Here is a 24,088-nt window from a genome sequence, read left to right on the forward strand (position 1 = left end):
CCCTTCGCACATTTCACAGTACGGTCACATGACCGGATTTTCGTCACGATCTTTATAGAACGGATGCGTTTACGGAACGTTCGGATAGCTCACAAAACCAGGTACGACGCCAGAATGCGCGACAACCCACCCGCTAACAGAATTCATCCCAATTGCTGATGCGAATTATTATGCATAGTGCGTTCCTGCTGTTTTTTGCATGCAGCCTGCCAGCGCAGAGCAGCCCTCTCGCTTCGGCTCCGCCTGCGCAGGATACGCTCTCCATCCTGGGAAGCAACGGAACTGCAAGCAGCGGCGCTTCCCTTCCCATTGCGACAATGCGCAATAACCTGGGCGTCGCCGCGGGAACCCCCATTGAGGTTCATCTGGATCAGGCTGTGGACAGCGCACATGCGGCCAACGGCCAGAGATTGCACGGGAAATTGGTCAAGGCTATCGGCAACGCTCCAGCAGGAAGCCCCGTCGAGCTTACGGTGGTCGCTGTTGCTGCGGCCGGGCAGATGTCCAGCGCCGGCGAACTAAGTCTTCAGATTGTCCGCATGAACGGCCAGGATGAGTTGAGCGAGGTCATTACCGTACAAGGCAAACAGGGTCTGCGGCTGACAGCCGATGCTGCCCCTGCAAAGGGCACAGAGGCGACCGTCGTCCCCCAGCAAACCCTGATTTTTCCTGCCTACTAAGCCGTCGCGTGCAGCTAGGCCTTCCGAATAGCCTCCAGCATCTCTGCTGCATGCCCTTCCGGCTTCACCTTGCGAAATTCGGCTGCAAGTTTACCCTCGCGATCAAACAGAAACGTGGATCGCTCAATCTTGATCACTGGCTTGCCATACATGGTGGCATCGCGAACCACATCAAACTGCTTGGCCACAGCCAGTTCCGGGTCCGCCAGCAGCGTATAGGGCAGCGAAAACTTTGTGGCAAATTTCTTCTGCTTCCCCTCCGTATCGCGTGAAATCCCCAGCAACACCGCGCCTGCGGATTTTAGCTTGCCGTAGATATCGCGAAACTCACAGGCTTCCACGGTGCAGCCCGGCGTGTCGGCACGCGGGTAGAAAAACAGCACCACGGGCGATCCGCGAAACTGTGAAAGAGAGACGCTGTTGCCATCCTGATCCCGAAGCGTAAAGTCTACGATGTCGCCAATCTTCATAGTTCCTAGCTTACGCCGCGTATGCTGTTGAGAACGTTTCACCGTCCAATGGAGTAGTATGCGCGCCCGTTCGTCCGCCCTCCGATGGCTTTCTGCCGCAACCGTGTTGTGCTCCCTGCCCGTGGCGGCGGTAGCGCAAATGCACAAGGTTGCCAAACCGGATCAGGTCACCCGCGCCGTAGCCTTGTACGAATATGTTGGCGACGACCCCATCAAGCCAAAGGCGGCCCGCCTCATCCCCGTGTCGCTTTTTATTGGCGGCCACTATGAAGACGCCGGTATTTATCTGGCGCGCCCTGTTCCCTTTGCCCTGGAATCCGGCATCCGCTACGACCTACAAAAGAGTGGCATACAACAAAATGTGTTCGACCTGATCGCCTCGCGTAATTTTGCCGGAAGCGCCATCGCCGCGAACATCCCCTTTGATGACGGCTGGTTCGGTTACGGCCATGTCTCTGTTCCAAAGGCGCCCAAGGCTGGCCGCATCCGCCCCAACTGCGGTAATGCCCACGTCGTACAGGAAGCTACCAAGGACGATAGCAAGCCCCACTTCGGGTCCAAACCACCTGCCGCCGACCCCAAAGCCGCCGCGGCCGCGATTCCCGAGGAATGCCGCGAAGAGGACACGCCCGCAAAGGTATCCCTGGACGATTACGGTTCTGGCAAGAAAGACAAGGACGCCGTCGATCCGGAGCGCCCCACGCTGCATCGTTCGCCGGAATCCTCTGCGCACAACACGGGAGATCAGGGCAAGCCGAACAAGAAGGATTCCAAGAAGCCACCCGAGGCAACCGTTACGCAGAACAATTCCCCTGCCGACGACCCCGATCGTCCCACCATCCGTCATCGTACCGTCGATGAAGATGATCCGAATACGCTGCCGCCAGATCCCATGGAACTGGCCAGCCGCAGCACCGCAAAAGCCGCCGACACACGCGCAGCCGGGCCCACCGACGTCCGCTCCTCGGCGAATGAAACCGTGGCAGAAGGTGCCACCATATCCGGTGGAGACACCATGTCCGGTGGCCCTGTCCTGCGCCGTGGCGCTCTCACCACAGCAAAGGACGATACTCAGGCGGTCGTAAAAGTGAAAGCCCCGACAGCTTCCACGCTCTCGACACCTCTGGAATCGATCATTGCGGTAAGCGATGCGAAAGACCGCCCACAACACGACTTCACCTACAAATTCAGCAGCAACACAGAACGCGCGGCGGCGCTCAGTGCCCTGGAAGACCTGGCCAAAGCGGTCGTGCTGAACCCAGCACTCGCAACCGATGCTTTAGAGACGACTACAACTCCTAAGCCCTCAGCCAGGCCAGCGAAAACCGGCAAGGTATCCACTGGCCGCAGCCACAGTGCAAAAAACGCTAAGACGGCCCCGCCTGCGCCTTCCGTCTCATTCGCAGACGAACAGATGCACGCCTACCAGCTCTATTTCAGCGCGCCCGTCAGCTATACCTTCTTCGCCCGCATTCCAGCCACGGACGAACACCCAGAGCGTTTTGTCACCGTCGTCGCGAACACCGACCCGGACGGCTCACTCCATCCGGCCATGCGAAGCGTTACCGACAACCTTCATCTCGACCGCATCCCGCGTTACCGCCCCATTGACGTAGTCGACGCCGATGCAACCAACCGCGCCGAAATCCTCATGGAACTTCGTCACGGCAGCTCACGACAATTCGCTCTCTATCGTCTCCTTGGAAACAAGACAGACCAGGTTTTCATCAGCGGAACCACCGTCCTATAAGCAACAGGCCCGTTCCAGATACAAGAACGCATCAAGGTGCCTGCCCAACCGCGCCGAAGGTCAAGATCAACACCAGAGACCTTGCTGACTCCCGGACTCGCTGTTTCAATAAACGAATGTCTACCGGAGATCTATTCGCGTCAACCCAGCCCTCGTCCCCCCGCAATACTTCAGCCATTACTCTCTTGGCCCATTGCGATGGTGGAGCACGAGGCAATCCCGGCCCTGCCGGCTATGGCGCGGTTATCGCGAAAGAAGATGGCGTTGTCCTCGCAGAACTAAGCGAATTCCTGGGCTTCAAAACAAACAACTTTGCCGAATACAGCGGCCTGCTCGGTGTCCTCCAGTGGGTTTTGGATAACGGCTACACGCGTGTAAAAGTCGTGAGCGATAGCGAATTGATGGTGAAACAGATCCAGGGCAAGTACAAGGTCAACAGTCCCGATCTACGACCGCTCTTCGAAGAAGCCAGGCGACGGATTGCCCGCCTGGAACTCTTCAACATCTCGCACGCCCTGCGCCACAAAAACAAAACCGCGGACCGCCTCGCCAATGAGGCCATGGATCGTGGCATGGGTAAGGCATCCCCCGCGACCAAAGCGACACCGTATCCGCAGACATCTTCTGCGCCTCCGGCACCGCGACAGCTTGATCCTGCAGCCAGACGCACTGAACCAGCCGCAGTCAATCCTCCTCCAGGTGAAATGCTGCGAGGGTTCGTCCGCGACGGCGCGATTCATTTACTGGGTGGAAAGTCACTACCGGACGGCGTGTTTGTGAAGATCATCCGCGAATAGCGAAAGCACGTGTCCTTCAAACTATCTCTGAATTCATGGGATGGATTGCAGACTTACATAAAAGCGCCGCCCGGTTGGATGACGGGCGGCGCTGCCATATGGAACGAATCAACCGATACATTAACACCCAGAGGTGTCCAGACAATCTCCGAAGCGGATTGCTCAAGACGGTGATCGAGAAGTTAGGAACGAACCTCTATAAAAGAAGGCAGACGCAAAAAAGCCCACTCCGAAGAGTGGGCTTTTCGATGTAATGCTGGCGATCACCTAATCTCCCACACAGCTACCCGTGCAGTACCATCGGCCCAGCGAGACTTAACTTCCGTGTTCGAGATGGGAACGGGTGTGACCCTCGCGGTATTATCACCAGCAAATTGTCGAAACTCGCATGTGCGAGGTTTCACGACTGAATAGATTGAGTAGACGATATACCAAATTTTGGATTTGTCTTAATAACTACTTGGCTTGCGTTGAATTATCTCTTGGATCGCAGAGTTTCTGCGCAGAGTAAATTCTATGATCAAGCCGAACGGGCGATTAGTACTGGTAAGCTACACGCATTACTGCGCTTCCACATCCAGCCTATCAACCTGGTGGTCTTCCAGGGCCCTTCTTATCCCTTACGGGTTGGGAGATCTCATCTTAGGGCATGCTTCCCGCTTATATGCATTCAGCGGTTATCATAACCGAACTTCGCTACCCAGCCGTGCCTTTGGCAAGACAACTGGAACACAAGAGGTTCGTCCATCCCGGTCCTCTCGTACTAAGGACAGCCCCCTTCAAATCTCCTACGCCCACAGCAGATAGAGACCGAACTGTCTCGCGACGTTCTGAACCCAGCTCACGTACCGCTTTAATAGGCGAACAGCCTAACCCTTGGAACCTTCTACAGCTCCAGGATGCGATGAGCCGACATCGAGGTGCCAAACCATTGCGTCGATATGAACTCTTGGCAATGATCAGCCTGTTATCCCCGGCGTACCTTTTATCCGTTGAGCGATGGCCCTTCCATACAGAACCACCGGATCACTAAAGCCTGCTTTCGCATCTGCTCGACTTGTAGGTCTCGCAGTTAACCACACTTATGCTTTTGCACTCGACGGCTGATTTCCAAACAGCCTGAGTGTAGCTTCGCGCGCCTCCGTTACAATTTAGGAGGCGACCGCCCCAGTCAAACTACCCGTCTTACTATGTCCCTCTCCCCGATCAGGGGAGGAGGTTAGAGTCACAACAATCGCAGGGTGGTATCTCACCGTTGGCTCCACCGAAACCGAGATCCCGGTATCAAAGCCTCCCACCTATCCTGCGCAGCAATTGCCGTAACCCATAGTAAAAGTATAGTAAAGGTGCACGGGGTCTTTTCGTCTAGCTGCGGGTAACCGGCATCTTCACCGGTACTACAAGTTCGCCGAGCAACTCGTTAAGACAGTCGTACGATCGTTACTCCATTCGTGCAGGTCGGAACTTACCCGACAAGGAATTTCGCTACCTTAGGACCGTTATAGTTACGGCCGCCGTTCACTGGGGCTTCAATTCAGAGCTTCGCTTGCGCTAACCCCTCCTTTTAACCTTCCAGCACCGGGCAGGAGTCAGCCCCTATACGTCGTTTTAGACTTTGCAGAGACCTGTGTTTTTGTTAAACAGTCGCCGTACGCGTTTCACTGCGGCCACCTCGGGCTATTAACCCTAACGTGGCGACCCTTCTCCCGAAGTTACGGGTCTAATTTGCCGAGTTCCTTAACAAGCCTTCACTCGAGCGCCTTTGGATATTCTCCTCGTCTACCTGTGTCGGTTTGGGGTACGGTTCCCAATCTCTCTCCTTAGAGGTTTTTCTTGGCAGCATGAAATCAGCAGCTTACACCCTAAAGGGCTTGCTTTGCACCTCACTGTTAAGACCAAACGGATTTGCCTATCTGGTCCAGCTTCACGTGCATCGACCGCCATAGCCATATGACGACCTGCCTATCCTTCTGCGTCACCCCATCGTAATAACGAGATATTGGGAGGTCCGGAATATTAACCGGATGTCCATCGCTTACGCCTTTCGGCCTCAGCTTAGGGACCGCCTAACCCTGAGCGGATTAACCTTCCTCAGGAAACCTTAGACTTTCGGCGTGAAGGGTTCTCACCTTCATTATCGCTACTTATGCCGGCAGGGTCTCTTCTCGAAACTCCATACGTCTTCTCAGTCGTACTTCATTGTCGCGAGAATGCTCTCCTACCACGCACACTAAAAGTGTGCATCCGCTGCTTCGGTATATAGTTTTAGCCCCGTTGTATTGTCGGCACCGGACCGCTTGACCAGTGAGCTATTACGCTTTCTTTAAAGGATGGCTGCTTCTAAGCCAACCTCCTGGCTGTCTGAGCGTTCCGACTTCCTTTCCCACTTAACTATAATTTGGGGACCTTAGCAGGCGGTCTGGACTGTTTTCCTCTCGACTGTGAAGCTTAGCCCCCACAGTCTGACTCCCGGGCTGGTTGTCATTGGCATTCGAAGTTTGGCTGGATTCAGTAAGCCGGAAAGCCCCCTAGTCCAATCATGTCTCTACCACCAACGCAAATCACCCGAGGCTAGCCCTAAAGCTATTTCGGAGAGAACGAGCTATCACGGAATTTGATTAGCCTTTCACCCCTACCCTCAGCTCATCCGAGCTTTTTTCAACAAACACCGGTTCGGTCCTCCAATGGGTGTTACCCCATCTTCAACCTGGCCAAGGGTAGATCATCCCGCTTCGCGTCTATTCCTGCCAACTTAACGCCCTATTCAGACTCGCTTTCGCTGCGGCTCGCTCACGCTTAACCTTGCTGACAAGAATAACTAGCCGGCTCATTATGCAATAGGCACGCGGTCAGACATTCCCTTACGGGCATAGTCCTCCCACTGCTTGTAGGCACACGGTTTCAGGTACTTTTCACTCCCCTCAATGGGGTGCTTTTCGCCTTTCCCTCACGGTACTGGTTCACTATCGGTCAGAATCGAGTATTTAGCCTTACGGGATGGTCCCCGTGGATTCAAGCAGGGTTTCTCGTGCCCCGCCTTACTCAGGTACCTGCTTCGAGTCCAGATAAATTTCGTTTACGCGCCTGTCACGCTCTGTGGGGCCCCTTTCCAGGGGCTTCGACTATCTACTGGATTGGTAACTCTACTTGTTGCAGGCCCTACAACCCCCGTGTTACCGAAATAAAACGGGTTTGGGCTATTCCGAGTTCGCTCGCCACTACTATCGGAATCGAGGTTTCTTTCTTCTCCTGGGGGTACTGAGATGGTTCACTTCCCCCCGTTCGCCTGTTCTCACCTATTTATTCAGTGAGACATACATACGGTTTGCGTATGTGGGTTTCCCCATTCGGAAATCTCCGGATCAACGCCTGTGTGCGGCTCCCCGAAGCTTATCGCAGCTTGCCACGTCCTTCATCGCCTGATTCTGCCAAGGCATCCACCGTGCGCCCTTAGTAGCTTGTTCATAGAATTTACTCGCACGCAGATTACTCTGCGGCGAGTGTCCATTTATATTCGCCTTGTTACTTATCCTAAAGACACATCAACACTAAATCGTCATGTCTTGCAGAGACTACCTGCAAGCTGACGGCTCAGCCTTGTAGTTATGTTTACCCAATCTATTCAGTTGTCAAACATCACACACGCTTTGCGTGCTGCACCCTGGGGTGCTGGACGAAACTCTGTCCAAGGCTCAGACTATAAAGTCTCAACCTCATCCAGATATTTATCTTTTCGAGAGTATTGGTGGAGCTGACCGGGATCGAACCGATGACATCCTGCTTGCAAAGCAGGCGCTCTCCCAACTGAGCTACAGCCCCATTCGCACCAACTTGATTAGAGTATCTCCGTCAAGGAGGCTCGTCAAGAGGATGGTGGGCCTGGGTAGATTCGAACTACCGACCTCACCCTTATCAGGGGTGCGCTCTAGCCAACTGAGCTACAGGCCCAGGTCAGAGGTTTGCACCTGATAGCGCAGTCGCTATCAAGTGCAGCCCCTATTTCCCTTGAGCTCCCTGCCGAAGCAGTTGGCTCTCGAAAGATTTTCGAGGACACAGTTGAACGTGCGGATCGACTAAGTCGACCGTTGACCATCGTGCAGATAGTCATTAACCAAAGAGAGGCTTAGTTCAGACTCTTACCAAGCCGAAGCTCAGTAAGGTGTCCGGCCCAGAAGAAACTCACTCAAGGTGCTCGCGATACGCGAGACGTTTCTTCTTTCCGGATCGGTTTCTCTTTAGAAAGGAGGTGATCCAGCCGCAGGTTCTCCTACGGCTACCTTGTTACGACTTCACCCCAATCATGAATTATACCTTGGGCGGCTGCTCCTCTTGCGAGTTAGCGCACCGACTTCTAGTACGACCCACTTTCGTGATGTGACGGGCGGTGTGTACAAGGCCCGGGAACGTATTCACCGCAGCGTTCTGATCTGCGATTACTAGCGATTCCAGCTTCATGGAGTCGAGTTGCAGACTCCAATCCGAACTGAGGCCGGCTTTTTCCGATTGGCTCCCCCTCGCGGGTTCGCAGCGGTTTGTACCGGCCATTGTAGCACGTGTGTAGCCCTGGACATAAAGGCCATGAGGACTTGACGTCATCCCCACCTTCCTCCCCGTTATCCGAGGCGGTTTCGCCAGAGTGCTCAACTAAATGGTAGCAACTGGAGATAAGGGTTGCGCTCGTTGCGGGACTTAACCCAACATCTCACGACACGAGCTGACGACAGCCATGCAGCACCTATATACGGGCCTATTGCTAGGCGCACCTATTTCTAAGTGATTCCCGTACATTTCGAGCCCAGGTAAGGTTCTTCGCGTTGCGTCGAATTAAACCACATGCTCCACCGCTTGTGCGGGCCCCCGTCAATTCCTTTGAGTTTCAGCCTTGCGACCGTACTCCCCAGGCGGATTGCTTATCGCGTTAGCTTCGACACGGCAGGATTGGGTACCTGCCACATCAAGCAATCATCGTTTAGGGCTAGGACTACCAGGGTATCTAATCCTGTTTGCTCCCCTAGCTTTCGCGCCTCAGCGTCAGTAATGGTCCAGTGAGCCGCTTTCGCCACAGGTGTTCCTTCCGATATCTACGCATTTCACCGCTACACCGGAAATTCCACTCACCTCTCCCATACTCAAGCCCGGCAGTTTTCGATGCAGACTTCGAGTTGAGCCCGAAGATTTCACACCAAACTTGCCAAACCGCCTACGCGCCCTTTACGCCCAATAATTCCGAACAACGCTTGCCCCCCTCGTATTACCGCGGCTGCTGGCACGAAGTTAGCCGGGGCTTCTTCTATAGGTACCGTCATTATCTTCCCTATCGAAAGGAGTTTACGTCCCAAGAGACTTCATCCTCCACGCGGCGTTGCTGCGTCAGGGTTTCCCCCATTGCGCAAAATTCCCCACTGCTGCCTCCCGTAGGAGTCTGGACCGTGTTTCAGTTCCAGTGTGTCCGTGCGCCCTCTCAGGCCGGATACAGATCATCGCCTTGGTGGGCCATTACCCCGCCAACTAGCTAATCTGCCGCGAACTCCTCTCCAAGCGCATTGCTGCTTTGACTCGTAAGTGTTATGCGGTATTAGCTAAGGTTTCCCTCAGTTATTCCCCACTCGGAGGTAGATCATTCACGTGTTACTCACCCGTGCGCCACTTTACTCAGATCCGAAGACCCTTTCTCGTGCGACTTGCATGTGTTAGGCACGCCGCCAGCGTTGATTCTGAGCCAGGATCAAACTCTCGTTTGAATACTGGTTGGCTGCGCTACAGGACGGAGGTCCGTAGCTGTCAGCCGCCTCGCAGCGCTCGAAAAGGCTGCGAGGATAAAACTAGTGAGATGACTAAACCGTAAGGTTTAATGATTCTCACGACTGGCACGTTCAACCATGTTGTCAAAGATCCTGGTCAGATCAGGCCTAAGCCGTCTGCTTTGGATCAAGGACGCTGTCAGTCATCGACTCGACAGTTGTGTCCTCGAACTTGTATGAGCTGGTGTCTTATACGCTTTTCGCGTCCCGTCTACTCGCTCGCCGTATCCTTAACCGCCGGACCGCGTCGCTTTCGCTCTCGACTGCCTCGCTGCAACTTCTTAAGAGTACCGCGTTTTCGCTTGCTTGTCAACCCGCTCACCTCTATACTGTTAAGCTCGCCTGCTCGATCCTCTTGGTCGATGCTAGCCCCGCGGGCAACGATTACTTATCAGTATGGAGTCGGCGGCGACTTAGCATTACTTAGCGAAGACGCACTCTACGAAATATCGCGTAGACATTTACCGCTCACAAAATCTCAAAACATCTCAAGCGCAAATCGCGGACTTACGTCACAAACGTTTGGCTCGGGGCTTCAGCCCCTTCCAATCTTTTCGTACAGTGCTTGGGTTTGTCGAATGGGCCGCCAGAACTTTCGCTCTTAGCTTGACCTCGCGTGACAAACGCTTGGACTGATTTGCTGCTCTTTCGAGACTTACGCTGCAGGCTGCCTGTTATTCCGGCTACCCACTCGACCGCTTCATACTGACCGCTTGTCGACTTTTCTGTTATATCAAACCTTTCGGTTTGTGTCAACTAGCAGCGGTTCGCTTGCCGGTTGACTTTTCATTTATACAAACCTTTTCGGTTTGCGTCAAGCGACTAACTTCGTCGCTCTTTCGTTTCGCGCTCAACAACTGCGCTCGACTTGATTGACATTACAGGGCGGCTCCACCAAGTGCAACCTGAAACGTGGAAAAGGCTGCGGAAAACCACTCCGCAGCCTTTTCTAAGTAACTGATCCATCAGTGATTTACAAAAAGTTCACGAACATCGTGTTTCATACTCGCCTGGCTTGCTGGACGTGTATAGAACATGTGTCCTCCGGGGTATTCCTTGATAGAAATTCTGTTTGGAGACCCCATTACCGGCATTTGATTCACCGTAACGATCGATCCCATGAACGGGCAGGACAGATCATTCCATCCGTGAACGATCAAAACATGTAGTTTCGGGTCGGCTGCCACCGCCTGCCGCAGCTGCGTTCCCGATCCACTACGCTCATCCCGGCCAGAACGATCCCATAAACGGTTCACGTCATAGCTGAGCGCGTTATATCGGGCATCCACCTTCCATCCCACCGTCTGCGTCACGAAATGAACCATGCTCTGTGTCAGCGGAGCAATGATCGTATCCAGGATGGGATCGCCGGTCTTCTGGTCGCGGTTATATGGGAACGGATCCATCGCCGTAACATTCGAGTCATAGACGCTACCCAGCTTGCCTTCCTTGCGATGAACTTCTCGCAGAAAGACGTCCGGCTCGATGCGGCCACCCTCGGCACGTACAAAGTCAGGGTCCAGTCCGGTAAGCTGCGTCACCTTCGTGACCATGCGTTCCTTCGTCGCGGGGTCAGAGCTGCCACGGATCAGATCGGTGGCATATTCCCCCTCGGCGTAATCAATAACGTCCTTCATGGCTGCAGACGTCAGTTTGCCCTGGCGCTCCATGTTCGCAGCTGCCATCGACGGCATGGTCACAATCCACGGGAGCGGTGACAGGTCCCCGTTATCGGTAATGCTCGGATTCAGATAAGGCGATACCAGCACCACGCCGTTCAGCCCCACACCCAGCTCCGTCTGCAGATAGCGGGTAATGCGCGGACCGCGGAAACCGCCATAGCTTTCGCCGATCAGATACTTCCGCGACATCATCCGGCCGTTCTTCAGCAACCAGTCATAGATGATGCGCGACAGGTAGTTCACATCCGCGGTTGGTGCATAGAACAACTTCTTCGCTTCGGCCTCCGGCACCTCCGAACGGCTGAAGCCCGTGCCGATGGGATCAATAAAGACCAGATCGGTAAAGTCCAGCCACGTTCCAGGATTGTCCACCAGCGTGGGCGTATCGGAGGGCGAAGAGTTGTCCTCGCCAAATGGAACACGCTTTGGGCCAATGGCTCCAAAGTTCAGGTAAACGCTGGCAGCGCCAGGGCCACCATTCAACGCAAACGTCACAGGCCGATTCGCACCCGGCACTGTATAGGAGGTGAAGACAACCTGCCCCGCGACTTTGCCGTCCGCATTACGCACCGGCAGCGTGCCCACCGTCACGGTGTACTTCAGCGGCTTACCGTCCACAGTAATGCTCTGGTCCACATGCGCATCTGCAGGCAACGGCGGAAACGATGGCTTGTCCTTGGCATCCTTGGCTGCATCCTTTGCTGCAGCAGGAGGAGTTCCCTGCGACGGTTCATCGCCGTGTTCCTGGGCAAAGCAGGAAGCAGAAACACACAGTACAGCGGCCAGCGCCAGGTGATGAGAAAGCAGGGAAAATCGCATGCGTAACACCGTATCAGCAAGTCCTGCAAAGGGCGAAAGCTATACTAAAAACTCGCCGCAACCTGCGGCGCAGAACCGGAGCAAACCAATGCCCATCCAAACCACAGACAAAATCTGGCACAACGGAACACTGATTCCGTGGGCGGACGCCAACATCCACGTGATGTCGCACGTGGTGCATTACGGCTCGTCCGTTTTTGAAGGGATTCGCGCCTATACACAAGGCGAGAAGGCGGGTATCTTCCGACTTCGTGAGCACATGCAGCGCTTTATTGATTCCGCGCGCATTTATCGCATGCCGATTCCCTATTCCCTTGACGAGCTTTGCCAGGCAGTTGTCGATGTGGTCGATGTAAATAACGTAGCTCCCTGCTACATCCGTCCCGTGGCTTTCCGCGGATACGGTGAGATCGGTGTCAACCCGCTCAAGTCGCCGGTTGAGGTCTACATCGCAAACTTCCCCTGGGGCAAGTATGTTCCGGGCAACCAGGGCGCAGACGTCTGCGTGTCCAGTTGGAACCGCCTTGCGCCAAACACCATGCCGTCGCTTGCGAAGGCCGGCGCCAACTACATGAACTCGCAGTTGATCCGCATGGAAGCCGAGATCAACGGCTACGTGGAAGGCATCGCGCTCGATCGCAACGGCTATCTCTCAGAAGGCTCGGGCGAGAACCTGTTCCTCATCCGCGAGGGCAAGCTCTTCACTTCACCACTGGCGAACAGTGTGCTCAACGGCATCACGCGCGCCTCGGTCATTCAGATCGCGAAGGACTTCGGCATTGAAGTCGTGGAGCAGTCGATGCCGCGCGAACTCCTCTACCTGTGCGATGAAGCCTTCTTCACCGGCACAGCCGCAGAGGTTTCGCACCTGCGCTCGGTGGATCGCATCCTTATCGGCGACGGCTCGATGGGCCCTGTCACGAAGAAGCTGCACGATGAGTTCTTCGCGCTGGTCAACGGCGGTAAGAGTGATCGCTACAACTGGCTCACGCCGGTCAAGGTGCGAAGCGCAGAGTTGACTCAGGCGTAAGACGAACCTTTACTCAGGGGATGTAATGCTGACACGACGCTTGTTTGCTACCTCAACTGCACTTGCAGCATTCATCCCTGCCGCTAAAGCCGCGGCGAAATCTGCCAAGCAGATTTTTGCTGCAAATCCAAACGCAACTCCGAAGCCGCCGTACTCACCTGCGGTCGGCTTCGGAGCTTTGCTCTTCGTCTCCGGCAAAGCCTCTTATAACGCAGCAGACCCGAAAGACATCCGCTCGTGCGTTCGTTATGCCTTTGACCAGGTGGAAGCAGAACTGAAGAACGCGGGATCGTCTATGGAAAACGTGCTTAAAGTGCAGGTCTTCTTGCGCAACATGGATGACTACGCCGCAATGAACGAGATATTTTCCGAGCGCTTTCCCAAAGATCCCCCCGCCCGCACAACCATCGCAGCCATCATCCCGCGCGAAAGCCTGGTTGAGATCGACGTGATCGCCGGTCGATAGAAGTTTGCAGCGTAACTAAAGCTTCAGGAAGGGCAGCCAGCACGGCTGCCCTTCTTGTGTTTGCTAGACTCGTAGCCACTTCGCACACGAGTCTCTTTTATGTCCCCAACTCACGCTCCCGGAACCGACTACGGCGTTGACGCACCTGCCGTCATGCGCAACCTGTTTCTCATCGGCTTTGCTTGTCTGTTAGCGGGACTGCTGCTTCCTCCCGTGCTGCATCTTGGGCCGGTTGCGTTGGAAACACGGCCAATGTTCCTCTGGCCCGCAGCGTTTCTCATTGGCGAAGCTCTACTCTTCCTGCTCTATGTGAAGTATGGCAAGTTCCGACATCGCGATTTCATCCTCCGCATGCACACATGGCGTGGTGACGAGCAAGTGCTGGACGTGGGCTGCGGCCGGGGTCTTCTGCTTGCAGGTGCTGCGAAGAAGCTCACCACAGGCCATGCCACCGGTATCGACATCTGGTCGACCGAAGACATGGGCGGCAATGCGGAAGCTGCCACGCTGCACAACCTGCAACTCGAAGGCATCGCCGACCGCTGCACGCTGGTCAGCGTACCCGCACAGGACATAACCTTCCCGAAGGAAAGCTTCGACGTCATCGTGTCGAACCTCTGCCTGCACAACATCTATAGCAAGTCGCACCGCACCTACGCACTGAACCACATTGTGCGCGTGTTGAAGCCCGGCGGCATTGCGCTCATCAGCGACTACAAACTCACCAGCGAATACGCAGATTACTTCCACCGCAACGGGCTGGAAGTCACAGCAAAGCGCGGCAGCTTCCTCACCACGTTCCCTCCACTCAAAGTCGTCATCGCTAGAAAGCCCGCGTAATTCGCGGGCCTTCATCACTGCGCTCGTCATGAATCCTTACGCGACGCGCTGAGCCTCCTGCGGAGCTTCCTGCTCTTCACCATTGCTCCCGCCTTCACTGGGTTTGTTCGCGCCGACCAACTCCGGAATCTTCACAGGGCTCAGCTTTTCTTCCTGATCCAATGTTGCGCGACGCGTACGGCGATAGGGTTGCAGCTTTACAGGCATTCCTGTCTTCAACGATTGTTCGCACGCCACCAGCACGCGCACATCCAGCATGCCTTCTTCCCCGTCCGGCTCGGGATTACGATCTTCGATCACGCACTCAGAAAAGTACTTCAATTCACCGCCAAACTGGTCGGTCTTCCCAAAGCTTTCGTTTGATTCCTTCTCGCCGATCATCAGGGTGTGTTTCATGCCGCCGGGCATGGCATATGCCGGACTGCTGAACAACGACCCCAAGTCGCCCGTAATACGAAAATCATCCAGGTCCTGTGCGTTGTAGCTTAGAACGAATGAGCCGATACGGCCCTCTTCAAACTTCAGTGTCACAGCGACGGTATCTTCAAAGTTGAACTTCTCGTCCGTCTTCCATCCCGCTGCATACACCTCAATGGGTTCCGCGCCAAAGACCGTGCGCACCATATTGATGGGATAGGGGCCCATATCCGGAATCGGACCGGCCCAGTAGCCACTCTTCGCACGATGATTGAATCGGCTCACCGGCTGCGAGAAACTTGAGTTGAAGTAACGGAGCTTGCCCAGCTTCCCAGAGCGCGCGATCTTCAGGGCTTTCAGCGTGCCGGGCTCAAAGTGCAATCGATACGCCACCATCAGCTTTGCACCGCTTTTCTGCGATGCCTTAATGATCTGCTGGCACTGCTCCACACTCACAGCCATGGGCTTTTCCAACAGCAGGTGCAGCCCTGCCTCCAGTGTCTTGACAGCAAGTTCCACATGATCCCAGTTCGGAGTTGCAAGATAGATCGCATCCGCAACATCGTCTTTCAGAAACTGGTCATATTCCTCGTAGCTATAGCTGTGCTGGATGGTGGGGTATTTTTCCGATAGTTTTTCGGCCTTGTATTCATGGCCAGTCACAATGGCCGTCACTTCAGAGTTTCCGGTGTGTTCCACGCCGGGCAGGAGCGCTGTCTGCGAGATCCATCCCGCACCCACCACTGCATACCGCACCTTGCTTCCCTGCCCCACCTTCTTCGCTGTTGCCATATCGTCATCCGTCCTTTCGGTGGGATGGGACGGCAGCAGAGAAAACGGAGATGCCCTCTGCTGCAATACGGCGTAAAGATGCGCGGAAAATGTTGGCCGCCCGACCCTCAGGACTGCGAAATGGGTTTCGTCGTCAGATCACCTTCAGGGTGGTCCTGCGCATCCCATCCCGGCAGCGTCTGGTCGCCCACGATAAGACGAGAACCTTCCTCAAAGAACGCATACGTATAAGCCCAGTTACGGAAGACCGAAAAGCGATTGCGGAAACCAATGAGAAAGAAGATGTGGACCAGCAGCCATGTGAGCCATGCGGGAAATCCGCTGAGGTGACCCTTGAACGGCCACTTCACATTGGCCACGGCTGCGCTGCGACCAATGGTGGCCATGTCGCCCTTATCCGCATAGATAAACGGCTTCTTCATCTGTTCCCCGCGCACTTCCAGGGCAATCGACCGTCCCGCATATTCGCCCATTTGCATGGCCGGCTGCGCCACTCCGGGAACCGGCTTCCCTTCGCTGTTCGCAGCCGCAAGATCGCCGCAGACAAAAATCTCGGGATGCCCTTCCGGATGAAGCTGTCCATCCACAATCACGCAGCCGCGTTTATCCAGCGGTACACCCAACAGCGCACCCAGCGGGGAAGCCTTCACACCCGCAGCCCACAACGTCACCACGGCATCCATGCGTTCGTCGCCCACCATCACGTAACCAGGCTTCACGTCGGTCACGCGTGTATTGGTGCGAACCTGCACACCAAGCGCCGCAAGCTGTTCCACCGCCTTCTTCTGCAGGTCAGGCGGGTACGGGCCCAGGATGGTGGGCGAGCCTTCCAGAATCACCACCTGCGCCTTTGCCGGATCAATGTGGCGAAAGTCGCGGCGGATATACAGCTTCGCAATGTCAGAGATCGCACCGGCAAGTTCAACACCTGTAGGGCCGCCACCGATCACGACAAAGTTCAACGCCGGATGTCGCCCCGTCTCCTGCATCTCGCCTTCAGCAAGTTCAAAGGCAAGCAGCACGCGGCGGCGAATCTCCACCGCATCTTCAATCGTCTTCAACCCCGGCGCCAGCGGAGCCCAGTCTTCCCTGCCAAAGTAGGAATGTGTCGAGCCTGTGGCCAGGATCAGGTAGTCATACTCCAGCAGCACGCCGCTCTTCAGCGAAGCGCGCTGTGCTGCTGTATCAAAACCCACCACCTCATCCATCAACACCTGCGTATTCGGCGAACGAAGAATCGCACGAATCGGCTGTGCAATCTCATTCGGCGATAGCACTGCAAGTGCTACCTGATAGAGCAGTGGTTGAAATGTGTGGTGATTGCGACGATCCACCAGCGTGATGCTGACGTCCGCGTTCTTCAATGCTTCCGCGGCCTTCAATCCGGCAAAGCCGCCGCCCACAATCAATACCCGTTTGCGCACACCACCTGTTGACATTCAGGCCACTCCTTCTTGCTGGTCACTCTGTCTGATGCACGAAGATAAGCCTTGGTCGCTACCGGGAGCATCAGGGCGTCTTCACCAGCGTAATCGTAATGGCTCCCTGCGTCCCGACAGACGCCGTGATCTTTGTCACCGCAGCGGTATTCGCGTATTGCAGTGGCAACACCGTCACCAGTCCATCGTCATCACTGACGACACTGGATGCCATCGTGCCGTAGACCGGAGCAGTAGCGCATCTGCCGGTGGTGCAGGGGGGCTGCCATCCCGACGCCGCCTGATACACCGCAACCGTTGCACCAGCAACAGGATTCCCGTACGTATCCAAAACGCGCAGAGCTACCCTACTGAGGGAATCCGTCGCGGAGAGGCTCTGCGCATCGCCACTGACCACCGCCACACGCAGATTCGCAGCGGCAACTCCGATAAGGTTCTGCATACTGCACACCGTACTCCACGCGCACGCCTGCACCGTGGCCGCTTCACCATCACGTAACGATCCTGTCGTGGCGATATTCGACAATCCCGATGCATTCGCCATGGAAACAGAGGCAGTAAATCCCGCGCGCGTTGTGGACGCGGTCCACATGACCGATGTGCCGGCAGCCGCCGCACCATTCTCCGTAACAACCACAGCAGGCGTAAAGACAGCCCCGGCACCGGCGGCCACATACTCGGTGGGCCGCAGCAACGTCACAGCCCGCGATACCGCCGTCGCAGTGAACGAAGCCTGAACCGCCGAGCCACCCGAAGAAACAGCACGCACCGTGATGGCGCCAGCCGCGCTGGGTGTAATGTAGGTCTGCGCCACACCGTTGGCATCCGTCACCAACGCGCATTTCGCAAGGTTGCATACCCCCACAACGATGCTTCCCGCAGGTGCCGAGACAGTAATCTCACCGTTACGAACAGCAGCACCACTCCCATCTGTTAATTGCAGCGAGAGAAGTGTGGGCGCTCCCACAACAACCGAAGCAGCGGGCTGCGAAGTTATCGCAAGTACATCAGACGAAGCGCCGCCATAAGTGATCGCACCGGTGATCGTGGTGGAACCGCCGGTAGAAAGATCCGTGACGGTAACATCCTTCGCCCCACTGGAACCCAGCGCAGGCGCAACCACATGAATAGAAGTGGAGGAAATACTGACAACGTTCGCAGCCACGCCACCAATGGTGACCACGTTTCCCGCCGCAAACCCCGTTCCCGTGATGACCACCGTTCCTCCAGAGGAGGAGAGCCGCGTCGGCGAAACCGCATCCGCATAAAGAACACGCGCACGATAGGTGTAATCCGGACGACCATCACCACGCGCATCGGTGATCACAAAACGAATATTCTCTGCTGCAGAAAACGAGGCCCGCAACTGCGACATCCCGATACGCGCGCCGTTGAAAGCAACTGTCTGTGCGGCAAGTCCGGGTAATGTCCCCGTGGCATCCGATCCATGCCACATGCCGATCAATGGCATCGCCTTACTGCTGGTCGCATTGCCAGCTTCGTCTGTCGCCGTTACTTCCACCGTTGCGGTCCGGCCTGCTTTCACCGCAAAACCCATCCATGAGGAATGACCGACACCGCAAAGCCGCGAAGACCATGTGCCATTCGATGGAACCCTCCCCGGCGCACTCTCCGTCCCATCCTGCGCAACCGAACAATCCGCCGCCGCGTCAGGAACCATGTACGAAACGTAGACGTTCGCGCCTGGCGAATACGCACCATTGCTAATGGAGATGGCCGATCCCGAAGGAGAAGGGCCTCCCATCTGGTACGGGCCCACGGCATATGCCCCCTTGTAAAGCGGGTTCACAGGCTCAGAAGAAAGCGTGACGTAGGTTCCGGTCGTGAGTGGAATAGCGCCAAAATTAAACGTCGACATAACATCGCCCAGAATTGGCCCGTAGATGCCCTGTGTATCTCCGGATGCCCCGGTGACCGGGTTTCCCCGATCAAAAGACATATTGAATCCAGTGACATTCGAGACGGACTGAAAAGCATCTACGCCATAACTTCCCCATCTCTGGTAACGCGTGATGGTAAGGTTCATACCACCCAGGGGTCGCGCTCCGGCAGAGTAAACATTGCCATTCATCTTGATCATGTTCGCGGCGATATAGGACGTTGTACTATCCGCGTACAGCAGCCACATGGCCGCGATGTCATCCTCACGCAGCGTAAACGGCTGCGGCAGGCACTGGTATGTATATGGCCCGCAGATAATATCCAACGGGTGCATGATGGGCCAGTGCATCTGCTGTGCATAAGTCGGCGCCGGCGTCCCTGTAAAAACGTTGTCGTTGACCTGCGACCAGCCAATCCCCAGCACGCGGCCGAAGACTCGCATCAGTTGATACTGAAGCTGCAGTTGCTGTTCCGCGACAGTTCCACTGCATCGACCATTCACCACAATGCGCGCATGTGCAATCTTGCCCGGCTGAATAAACAGATCCACCGATTCCGTCACACCATTCGTGCGGCAATTGGCAGGCGCGCTGGCGCCGGAACCCAGCAGCGCATCCGTAATGGAGCCATCCGCATCAAGCACCACGGCAATCTGTGTCGACGCATAGCTGCTGCTGGAAGCATCCGTGGGCCAGACCAGTCCGCTTGACCCCATGTACACATTGCTCGAGCTGACATCCTCAGCCAGCACTCCACCATTCTTCAACGTGAACGGCAACGCGCTGAGATTCCATACAGACGCCGCAGCATCCACCAGCGACACGGCAGCATCGTGATTCACAGCAGAGCTCAATGGCCCCGCATCGACAAAATACTTCACATCGTTGCGATACCAGCTCATCGGCTTGCCCGCATTGGTCCACTGCGATCCCGCCACCCATCGCGGGTTGGCCGCATGCAAAATGCCCACACAAAAAAACAAAACAAGCAGTGCCGCCCGTTTCACTGAGCCATCTCCATGCGATGCCACGCACGCAACATGGAGGTCACCATCACGCGATCCATCTGCGAAACATCGCCCACTGTGACGGAATCAGCCGCTGCAAAAGTCTGCGCCGCAGGCTGCATAGAAGGTTGCGCAGAAGTTGGAACCTGCGCTGCCAGCCATCGCAGATCAACGTTTCCCTGCGCACGATTGCCATGCAATGGGAATGCGCCAACGCCGCCAGCAGGCGACGCATAGCCACATGCAGAATTCGCATGCAGCAGCATCAACCGCTGTTCTTTCACGATGTAGCGTGAAGGCTCATCCACCCAAAGCCCGGCCCACTCGCGCAACACATACGTCGCGCCATCGCTCACACCGCGAATGCCCTCCAGCACCTGAAAGCGCACCGTGACGGCATCACCATTGCGTTCTACCGCAGTCACTTCGCCCGTGAAGACCACATCTGCGCTCGCGTAAAGCTGATGCAGAGCATCTTCCAGGGTGGATGGCGGAGACGGCAAACCATTTGTATCGACAACGGTAACGGCCCCGTTTGCCATCGCCGCGGAACGCAATGCATCTATACTTTGCTGCGCATGCATTGACGCCTCAAGCGTCATACATACCCCGGCCATGATGAAGGCCCTGCCGCACAGACTCAGGTGAAAACGCCGCATGTGTCCTTTATCGACACACTGCAGCGCAAACTTCAGGTCCTCATACCTGGAACGGCTGTAACTGCTCCTCCGTTGGCTTCGGCGTCATCAAACTCACGATCAGCAGTGCCAACAGGCTCACCAGCAGCGCCGGCAGAATCGCATCGCGCTCTGCAATCACAGCAGGAAACACACGATGCACCCACGCACTATCCCATCCCACCGTCACCACAGTTCCCAGCGCAATCGAAGTCACCGCACCCGCAGCCGTGGCTCGCTTCCAGAAGAACGCCGCCAGGATCACCGGCGTCAGCGCAGCCGAATAAATCGTGTAGGCATAAAGACTCTTCTTCAGCACACTCTCTGTGCCCAGCGATTGCCACAACGCCCACACGCCCAGCAGCACCACCATCAACCGCGACACCAGCAGAACTTCGCGATCACCCGCCGTCGGGCGCACATAACGAACGAACACATCATTCACCAGATTCGTCGCCGGACTGAAAAGATAGTTGTTCGCCGTGGAGATAATTTTGGCAAAGATCGCACCCATCATCAGCGCCCCCAGGAACTCCAGCATGGCGTTGCCGCGCAGTCCGTTCATCGCTACATACGCAAGAATCTCACGCGGATGCTGGCTCACTTCTCCCGTGGGGAACATCGCGGAGCCAACCAGTGCCAGCGCCACAATTGCTGTCTCCAGAATTACCGTGCCAATCACCCACCCCACCACGGCGTTGCGTGCATCCCGTTCGCTCTTCGCGGAAAAGAACTTCTGATACATCGACTGATTACCCAGCATCAACAGGCACGTAGGCAGAAACAATTCCACCGCCTGCACCGGCGTAATGTCACCCAGCACCATGAAGTGCGTTGCGGGAAGCGCCGCATGAACCGCGTGCCATCCGCCCGTCAGATGAATCAGGATCGGGAGTGACACCAGGATCGTTACCGTTGCCAACGAGCCAATCACCACATCCATATACGCTACGGACCCCATGCCGGCAATCGCCGTAAAGATAATGACGAAGCCAGCAATAATGTAGCGCCCCATCACGGCGCTTACACGGTCCGGAAAGATGAGATGAAGAATGTCGCCGCCACCAATCAACTGATAGCTGGTGATGGCCGTGTAAGTGAACAGCACCGCAATCACGCCAAGCACGCGCGCCGTCTGGTTATAACGAGCCTCAAGCAAATCCGGAATCGTGAACTTTGCAAACTTGCGCGCACGCGGTGCAATGAAGAAGATCAGGGCCAACCCGGCCCATCCGCCGCCGCCCTGCCACAACGCCGCAAAGCCATGACGATACGCGTTCTCCGCGCCGCCCAGCAGCGACCCTGAACCGATCCAGCTTGAGAGCAGCGTGAAGACGAGCACAACCGCAGGTAGTGTTCGCCCCGCCACCAGGTAATCCGCTTTCGTACGCACCTGCCGAACGCGCGAGAGCGACACCGCAAGCAGTGTCACCACGATCAGCCCAATCACAATCCCATAAAGACTCATGTGCGAATGAGTCTACTCCGGCAGAAGCTCTGGGAAATCGGCACGACTCAACTTGCCGCCTTCCCCGCATTCACATCACCCTCTCGATCGCCGATACCGGAGGCAGCTCACCGCGGATGATCTTCTTCTCCGCCACCGCGTGCTCAATCTTCGAGTTCACTTCACCACCCAGCAGAATCATCACACCGGACAGATAAAACCACAGCAGCAGGATGATTACGGCCCCAAGCGATCCATAGGTCACTGAATAGCTGTTGAAGTAATGCAGATACACACGCAGCGCCACAGAGCCCGCAATCCATCCCAGCAATGCGACGAGGCCACCCGGCGTAAACCACCGCCATACGCGATGCTGCACATCCGGGCAGAAGCAATACATCACTTCAAATGAAAGGATCATCAACAATGACGCGATAATCCAGTACAACCCACGCAAAATCATCGCCAGCACATAAGCGCCGCGAAACATATGAGTCAGATGGTTCGCCGCAATACCGCCGCCAAATAGAACCAGCACGGACGCCAGAATCAGTGCGCCCACCACCAGCGTAAGTCCCATCGCCTCCACACGCGCCTTCCAGAAAGGCCGAGTTTCCCGCACGCGATACACAGAGTTCAGTGTGTCCTGCAATGCGGATAGACCTACGCTTGCAGAGAACAATGCGAACAACAACCCGAACGTAACTTTCCCCGTAGTGGATGCACTCGTCGTCTGGCGAAACGTGTCCGTCACCAGCGCAAACGCAGAAGGCGGAATCAACTGTCCCACCTTGTTCAACAGTGCAAAGTACAAATGGCTCGACGATTTCGCGACCAATCCCATTAAGGATGAAATTGCAATCAACGCGGGGAAGATCGCTGAGAAGAAAGCATAAGAAAGCTGCGATGCACGACCGAACAGGTTGTCGTCATCAATGCCCTTCCACGTCTGCTTCACAATCTCTTTGAGCGGAACGCCGCGCAGGTCCCACATGCAGTGCAACGGCGTACTCTGCACCAATGCCCACGCATTCTTCTCCATCGAACCCACGCCCTCGCCTTGTTCGGCTGCCTGCTCCTGCAAATTTTCCGGGATGTGTCTCACGGGCTGCGCCATTGCAGGTTCCTCGCACGCCATGACCACATGGCAAAAACGGACGAAGAGGTCCGTGGGCATTCGAGTGCCTGCGTTGTTCAGATGCCGGAAGGCGTCAGACTGTCGTCCGCGCAACAGAAGAGGCTTAGAGCCCGGCAAACTCCGGCGTTGCCGCAATCAAAGCCTGCGTATACGCCTCGCGCGGATGTTCGCAGATGCTGACCGCATCACCCACCTCCACCAGCTCACCGCGACGCATCACTGCAACGCGATCACACAGATAGCGCACCAGCGGCATGGAATGCGAGATGAACAGGCACGTCAATCCACGCGTCTGCTGCAGAGAACGCAACAGGTTAATCACCTGCGCCCCCACCGAAACATCCAGCGCACTCACCGGCTCATCCAGCACCAGGAACTCCGGCCGCAACGCCAGCGCACGCGCAATATTGATGCGTTGACGCTGCCCTCCGCTAAACGCATGCGGATAGCGGTCCAGCGCCGAAGCATCCAATCCCACTTCGCACAGCATCGCTGTCAACGTCTCTTCCATCGATTGCCCCTGCGGCGCATCTTCGCCGTGAATGGCAAACGGTTCCGCGAGTATGTCGCGCACGCACATCCGCGGATCCAGAGCCGCAAAAGGATCTTGGAACACGACACCCATGCGGCGGCGAAGTGCCTTTATCTCACCACGCCCAGCCTTCAGTACATCCACACCATCAAACCGAACAGCACCCTGCGTTGGTTCAATCAACCGCAACACCATGCGAGCCACGGTGCTCTTGCCGCTGCCGCTTTCGCCCACCAGCCCCAGGATCTCTCCTCGCGCAATCGAAAGCGAAACACCGCTGACCACGCGGCTGTTGCCATATTCCTTTGTCAGCCCTTCGGCAACCAGCAGCGGAGTACCCATAGTGCGGATGCTATCAAACGCGCTACGTTGGTGTGCGTATGGCCACGCTTCGATCTTTCCT

General features: G+C 56.0%; 15 protein-coding genes, 2 tRNA genes and 3 rRNA genes. 6 read left to right on the plus strand and 14 right to left on the minus strand.

Annotated features, from left to right (window positions below):
* Window positions 1-158: 158 nt before the first annotated feature.
* On the plus strand, window positions 159-680 hold the full coding sequence (locus AB6729_RS08770) for a hypothetical protein (protein WP_371081245.1): 522 nt from the start codon (window positions 159-161) through the stop codon (window positions 678-680).
* Window positions 681-694: 14 nt separating this feature from the next.
* Here the strand turns inward: AB6729_RS08770 and AB6729_RS08775 are convergent, their stop codons facing one another.
* A complete protein-coding gene (locus AB6729_RS08775; RefSeq protein WP_371081246.1) occupies window positions 695-1,150 on the minus strand; it encodes a peroxiredoxin in 456 nt (151 codons plus the stop codon).
* A 58-nt stretch (window positions 1,151-1,208) separates the two neighbouring features.
* On the opposite strand from AB6729_RS08775, the gene AB6729_RS08780 reads away from it, so the two are divergent.
* Window positions 1,209-2,900, plus strand: coding sequence for a hypothetical protein (locus AB6729_RS08780; RefSeq protein ID WP_371081247.1), 1,692 nt, complete (start codon window positions 1,209-1,211; stop codon window positions 2,898-2,900).
* 116 nt (window positions 2,901-3,016) lie between these two features.
* Entirely contained in the window at window positions 3,017-3,697 is a 681-nt protein-coding gene (locus AB6729_RS08785; RefSeq protein ID WP_371081248.1) for a ribonuclease HI family protein, read from the plus strand.
* Between the two features lie 254 nt (window positions 3,698-3,951).
* Here AB6729_RS08785 and rrf read toward each other — a convergent pair.
* The 6 genes from rrf to AB6729_RS08815 all read right to left on the minus strand — a co-directional run bounded on the left by rrf (window position 3,952) and on the right by AB6729_RS08815 (window position 11,999).
* Window positions 3,952-4,068: ribosomal RNA gene (gene rrf, locus AB6729_RS08790) — 5S ribosomal RNA — on the minus strand.
* Window positions 4,069-4,213: 145 nt separating this feature from the next.
* Window positions 4,214-7,161 (minus strand): 23S ribosomal RNA (locus AB6729_RS08795).
* Window positions 7,162-7,440: 279 nt separating this feature from the next.
* Window positions 7,441-7,516: transfer RNA gene (locus AB6729_RS08800), tRNA-Ala, on the minus strand.
* Between the two features lie 52 nt (window positions 7,517-7,568).
* A tRNA-Ile gene (locus AB6729_RS08805) sits at window positions 7,569-7,645 on the minus strand.
* Between the two features lie 291 nt (window positions 7,646-7,936).
* Window positions 7,937-9,438 (minus strand): 16S ribosomal RNA (locus AB6729_RS08810).
* The 16S, 23S and 5S rRNA genes sit together here with 2 tRNA genes alongside, the layout of an rRNA operon.
* A gap of 1,025 nt (window positions 9,439-10,463) precedes the next feature.
* On the minus strand, window positions 10,464-11,999 hold the full coding sequence (locus AB6729_RS08815; protein WP_371081249.1) for a S10 family peptidase: 1,536 nt from the start codon (window positions 11,997-11,999) through the stop codon (window positions 10,464-10,466).
* An 88-nt stretch (window positions 12,000-12,087) separates the two neighbouring features.
* On the opposite strand from AB6729_RS08815, the gene AB6729_RS08820 reads away from it, so the two are divergent.
* From AB6729_RS08820 to AB6729_RS08830, 3 genes are all read left to right on the plus strand, one after another.
* Window positions 12,088-13,029, plus strand: a complete 942-nt coding sequence (locus AB6729_RS08820) for a branched-chain amino acid transaminase (protein ID WP_371082606.1) — start codon at window positions 12,088-12,090, stop codon at window positions 13,027-13,029.
* A gap of 25 nt (window positions 13,030-13,054) precedes the next feature.
* A complete protein-coding gene (locus AB6729_RS08825) occupies window positions 13,055-13,495 on the plus strand; it encodes a RidA family protein (RefSeq protein ID WP_371081250.1) in 441 nt (146 codons plus the stop codon).
* Window positions 13,496-13,594: 99 nt separating this feature from the next.
* Complete coding sequence (locus AB6729_RS08830; RefSeq protein WP_371081251.1) at window positions 13,595-14,335, plus strand: class I SAM-dependent methyltransferase; 741 nt, start codon at window positions 13,595-13,597, stop codon at window positions 14,333-14,335.
* A gap of 36 nt (window positions 14,336-14,371) precedes the next feature.
* Here AB6729_RS08830 and AB6729_RS08835 read toward each other — a convergent pair whose 3' ends face one another.
* The 7 genes from AB6729_RS08835 to AB6729_RS08865 all read right to left on the minus strand — a co-directional run bounded on the left by AB6729_RS08835 (window position 14,372) and on the right by AB6729_RS08865 (window position 24,027).
* Window positions 14,372-15,544 carry a Gfo/Idh/MocA family protein gene (locus tag AB6729_RS08835; protein ID WP_371081252.1) on the minus strand — a complete coding sequence of 391 codons (1,173 nt, stop codon included), beginning with the start codon at window positions 15,542-15,544 and terminating at the stop codon, window positions 14,372-14,374.
* A 107-nt stretch (window positions 15,545-15,651) separates the two neighbouring features.
* Window positions 15,652-16,983, minus strand: a complete 1,332-nt coding sequence (locus AB6729_RS08840) for an NAD(P)/FAD-dependent oxidoreductase (RefSeq protein WP_371081253.1) — start codon at window positions 16,981-16,983, stop codon at window positions 15,652-15,654.
* A gap of 70 nt (window positions 16,984-17,053) precedes the next feature.
* A complete protein-coding gene (locus AB6729_RS08845; RefSeq protein WP_371081254.1) occupies window positions 17,054-19,891 on the minus strand; it encodes an IPT/TIG domain-containing protein in 2,838 nt (945 codons plus the stop codon).
* Entirely contained in the window at window positions 19,888-20,508 is a 621-nt protein-coding gene (locus tag AB6729_RS08850) for a hypothetical protein (protein ID WP_371081255.1), read from the minus strand. Before AB6729_RS08850 ends, AB6729_RS08845 begins: the two co-directional genes overlap by 4 nt.
* A gap of 82 nt (window positions 20,509-20,590) precedes the next feature.
* Complete coding sequence (locus AB6729_RS08855) at window positions 20,591-22,036, minus strand: sodium:solute symporter (protein WP_371081256.1); 1,446 nt, start codon at window positions 22,034-22,036, stop codon at window positions 20,591-20,593.
* 70 nt (window positions 22,037-22,106) lie between these two features.
* Window positions 22,107-23,132: a YihY/virulence factor BrkB family protein gene (locus AB6729_RS08860; RefSeq protein WP_371081257.1), complete on the minus strand. Its 1,026-nt coding sequence runs from the start codon at window positions 23,130-23,132 to the stop codon at window positions 22,107-22,109.
* Between the two features lie 124 nt (window positions 23,133-23,256).
* Window positions 23,257-24,027, minus strand: a complete 771-nt coding sequence (locus AB6729_RS08865) for an ATP-binding cassette domain-containing protein (protein ID WP_371081258.1) — start codon at window positions 24,025-24,027, stop codon at window positions 23,257-23,259.
* Between the last annotated feature and the right edge of the window lie 61 nt (window positions 24,028-24,088).

This window comes from Terriglobus sp. RCC_193, from assembly GCF_041355105.1.
In the GTDB taxonomy this organism is placed as follows: Bacteria; Acidobacteriota; Terriglobia; order Terriglobales; family Acidobacteriaceae; genus Terriglobus.

What these genes read in the sequence shown, in the direction of transcription:
- AB6729_RS08770 (WP_371081245.1), top strand. Translation starts at nt 159, where the DNA reads ATGCGAATTATTATGCATAGTGCGTTCCTGCTGTTTTTTGCATGCAGC.
- AB6729_RS08775 (WP_371081246.1), bottom strand. Translation starts at nt 1,150, where the DNA reads ATGAAGATTGGCGACATCGTAGACTTTACGCTTCGGGATCAGGATGGC.
- AB6729_RS08780 (WP_371081247.1), top strand. Translation starts at nt 1,209, where the DNA reads ATGCGCGCCCGTTCGTCCGCCCTCCGATGGCTTTCTGCCGCAACCGTG.
- AB6729_RS08785 (WP_371081248.1), top strand. Translation starts at nt 3,017, where the DNA reads ATGTCTACCGGAGATCTATTCGCGTCAACCCAGCCCTCGTCCCCCCGC.
- AB6729_RS08815 (WP_371081249.1), bottom strand. Translation starts at nt 11,999, where the DNA reads ATGCGATTTTCCCTGCTTTCTCATCACCTGGCGCTGGCCGCTGTACTG.
- AB6729_RS08820 (WP_371082606.1), top strand. Translation starts at nt 12,088, where the DNA reads ATGCCCATCCAAACCACAGACAAAATCTGGCACAACGGAACACTGATT.
- AB6729_RS08825 (WP_371081250.1), top strand. Translation starts at nt 13,055, where the DNA reads ATGCTGACACGACGCTTGTTTGCTACCTCAACTGCACTTGCAGCATTC.
- AB6729_RS08830 (WP_371081251.1), top strand. Translation starts at nt 13,595, where the DNA reads ATGTCCCCAACTCACGCTCCCGGAACCGACTACGGCGTTGACGCACCT.
- AB6729_RS08835 (WP_371081252.1), bottom strand. Translation starts at nt 15,544, where the DNA reads ATGGCAACAGCGAAGAAGGTGGGGCAGGGAAGCAAGGTGCGGTATGCA.
- AB6729_RS08840 (WP_371081253.1), bottom strand. Translation starts at nt 16,983, where the DNA reads ATGTCAACAGGTGGTGTGCGCAAACGGGTATTGATTGTGGGCGGCGGC.
- AB6729_RS08850 (WP_371081255.1), bottom strand. Translation starts at nt 20,508, where the DNA reads ATGGCCGGGGTATGTATGACGCTTGAGGCGTCAATGCATGCGCAGCAA.
- AB6729_RS08855 (WP_371081256.1), bottom strand. Translation starts at nt 22,036, where the DNA reads ATGAGTCTTTATGGGATTGTGATTGGGCTGATCGTGGTGACACTGCTT.
- AB6729_RS08860 (WP_371081257.1), bottom strand. Translation starts at nt 23,132, where the DNA reads ATGGCGCAGCCCGTGAGACACATCCCGGAAAATTTGCAGGAGCAGGCA.
- AB6729_RS08865 (WP_371081258.1), bottom strand. Translation starts at nt 24,027, where the DNA reads ATGGGTACTCCGCTGCTGGTTGCCGAAGGGCTGACAAAGGAATATGGC.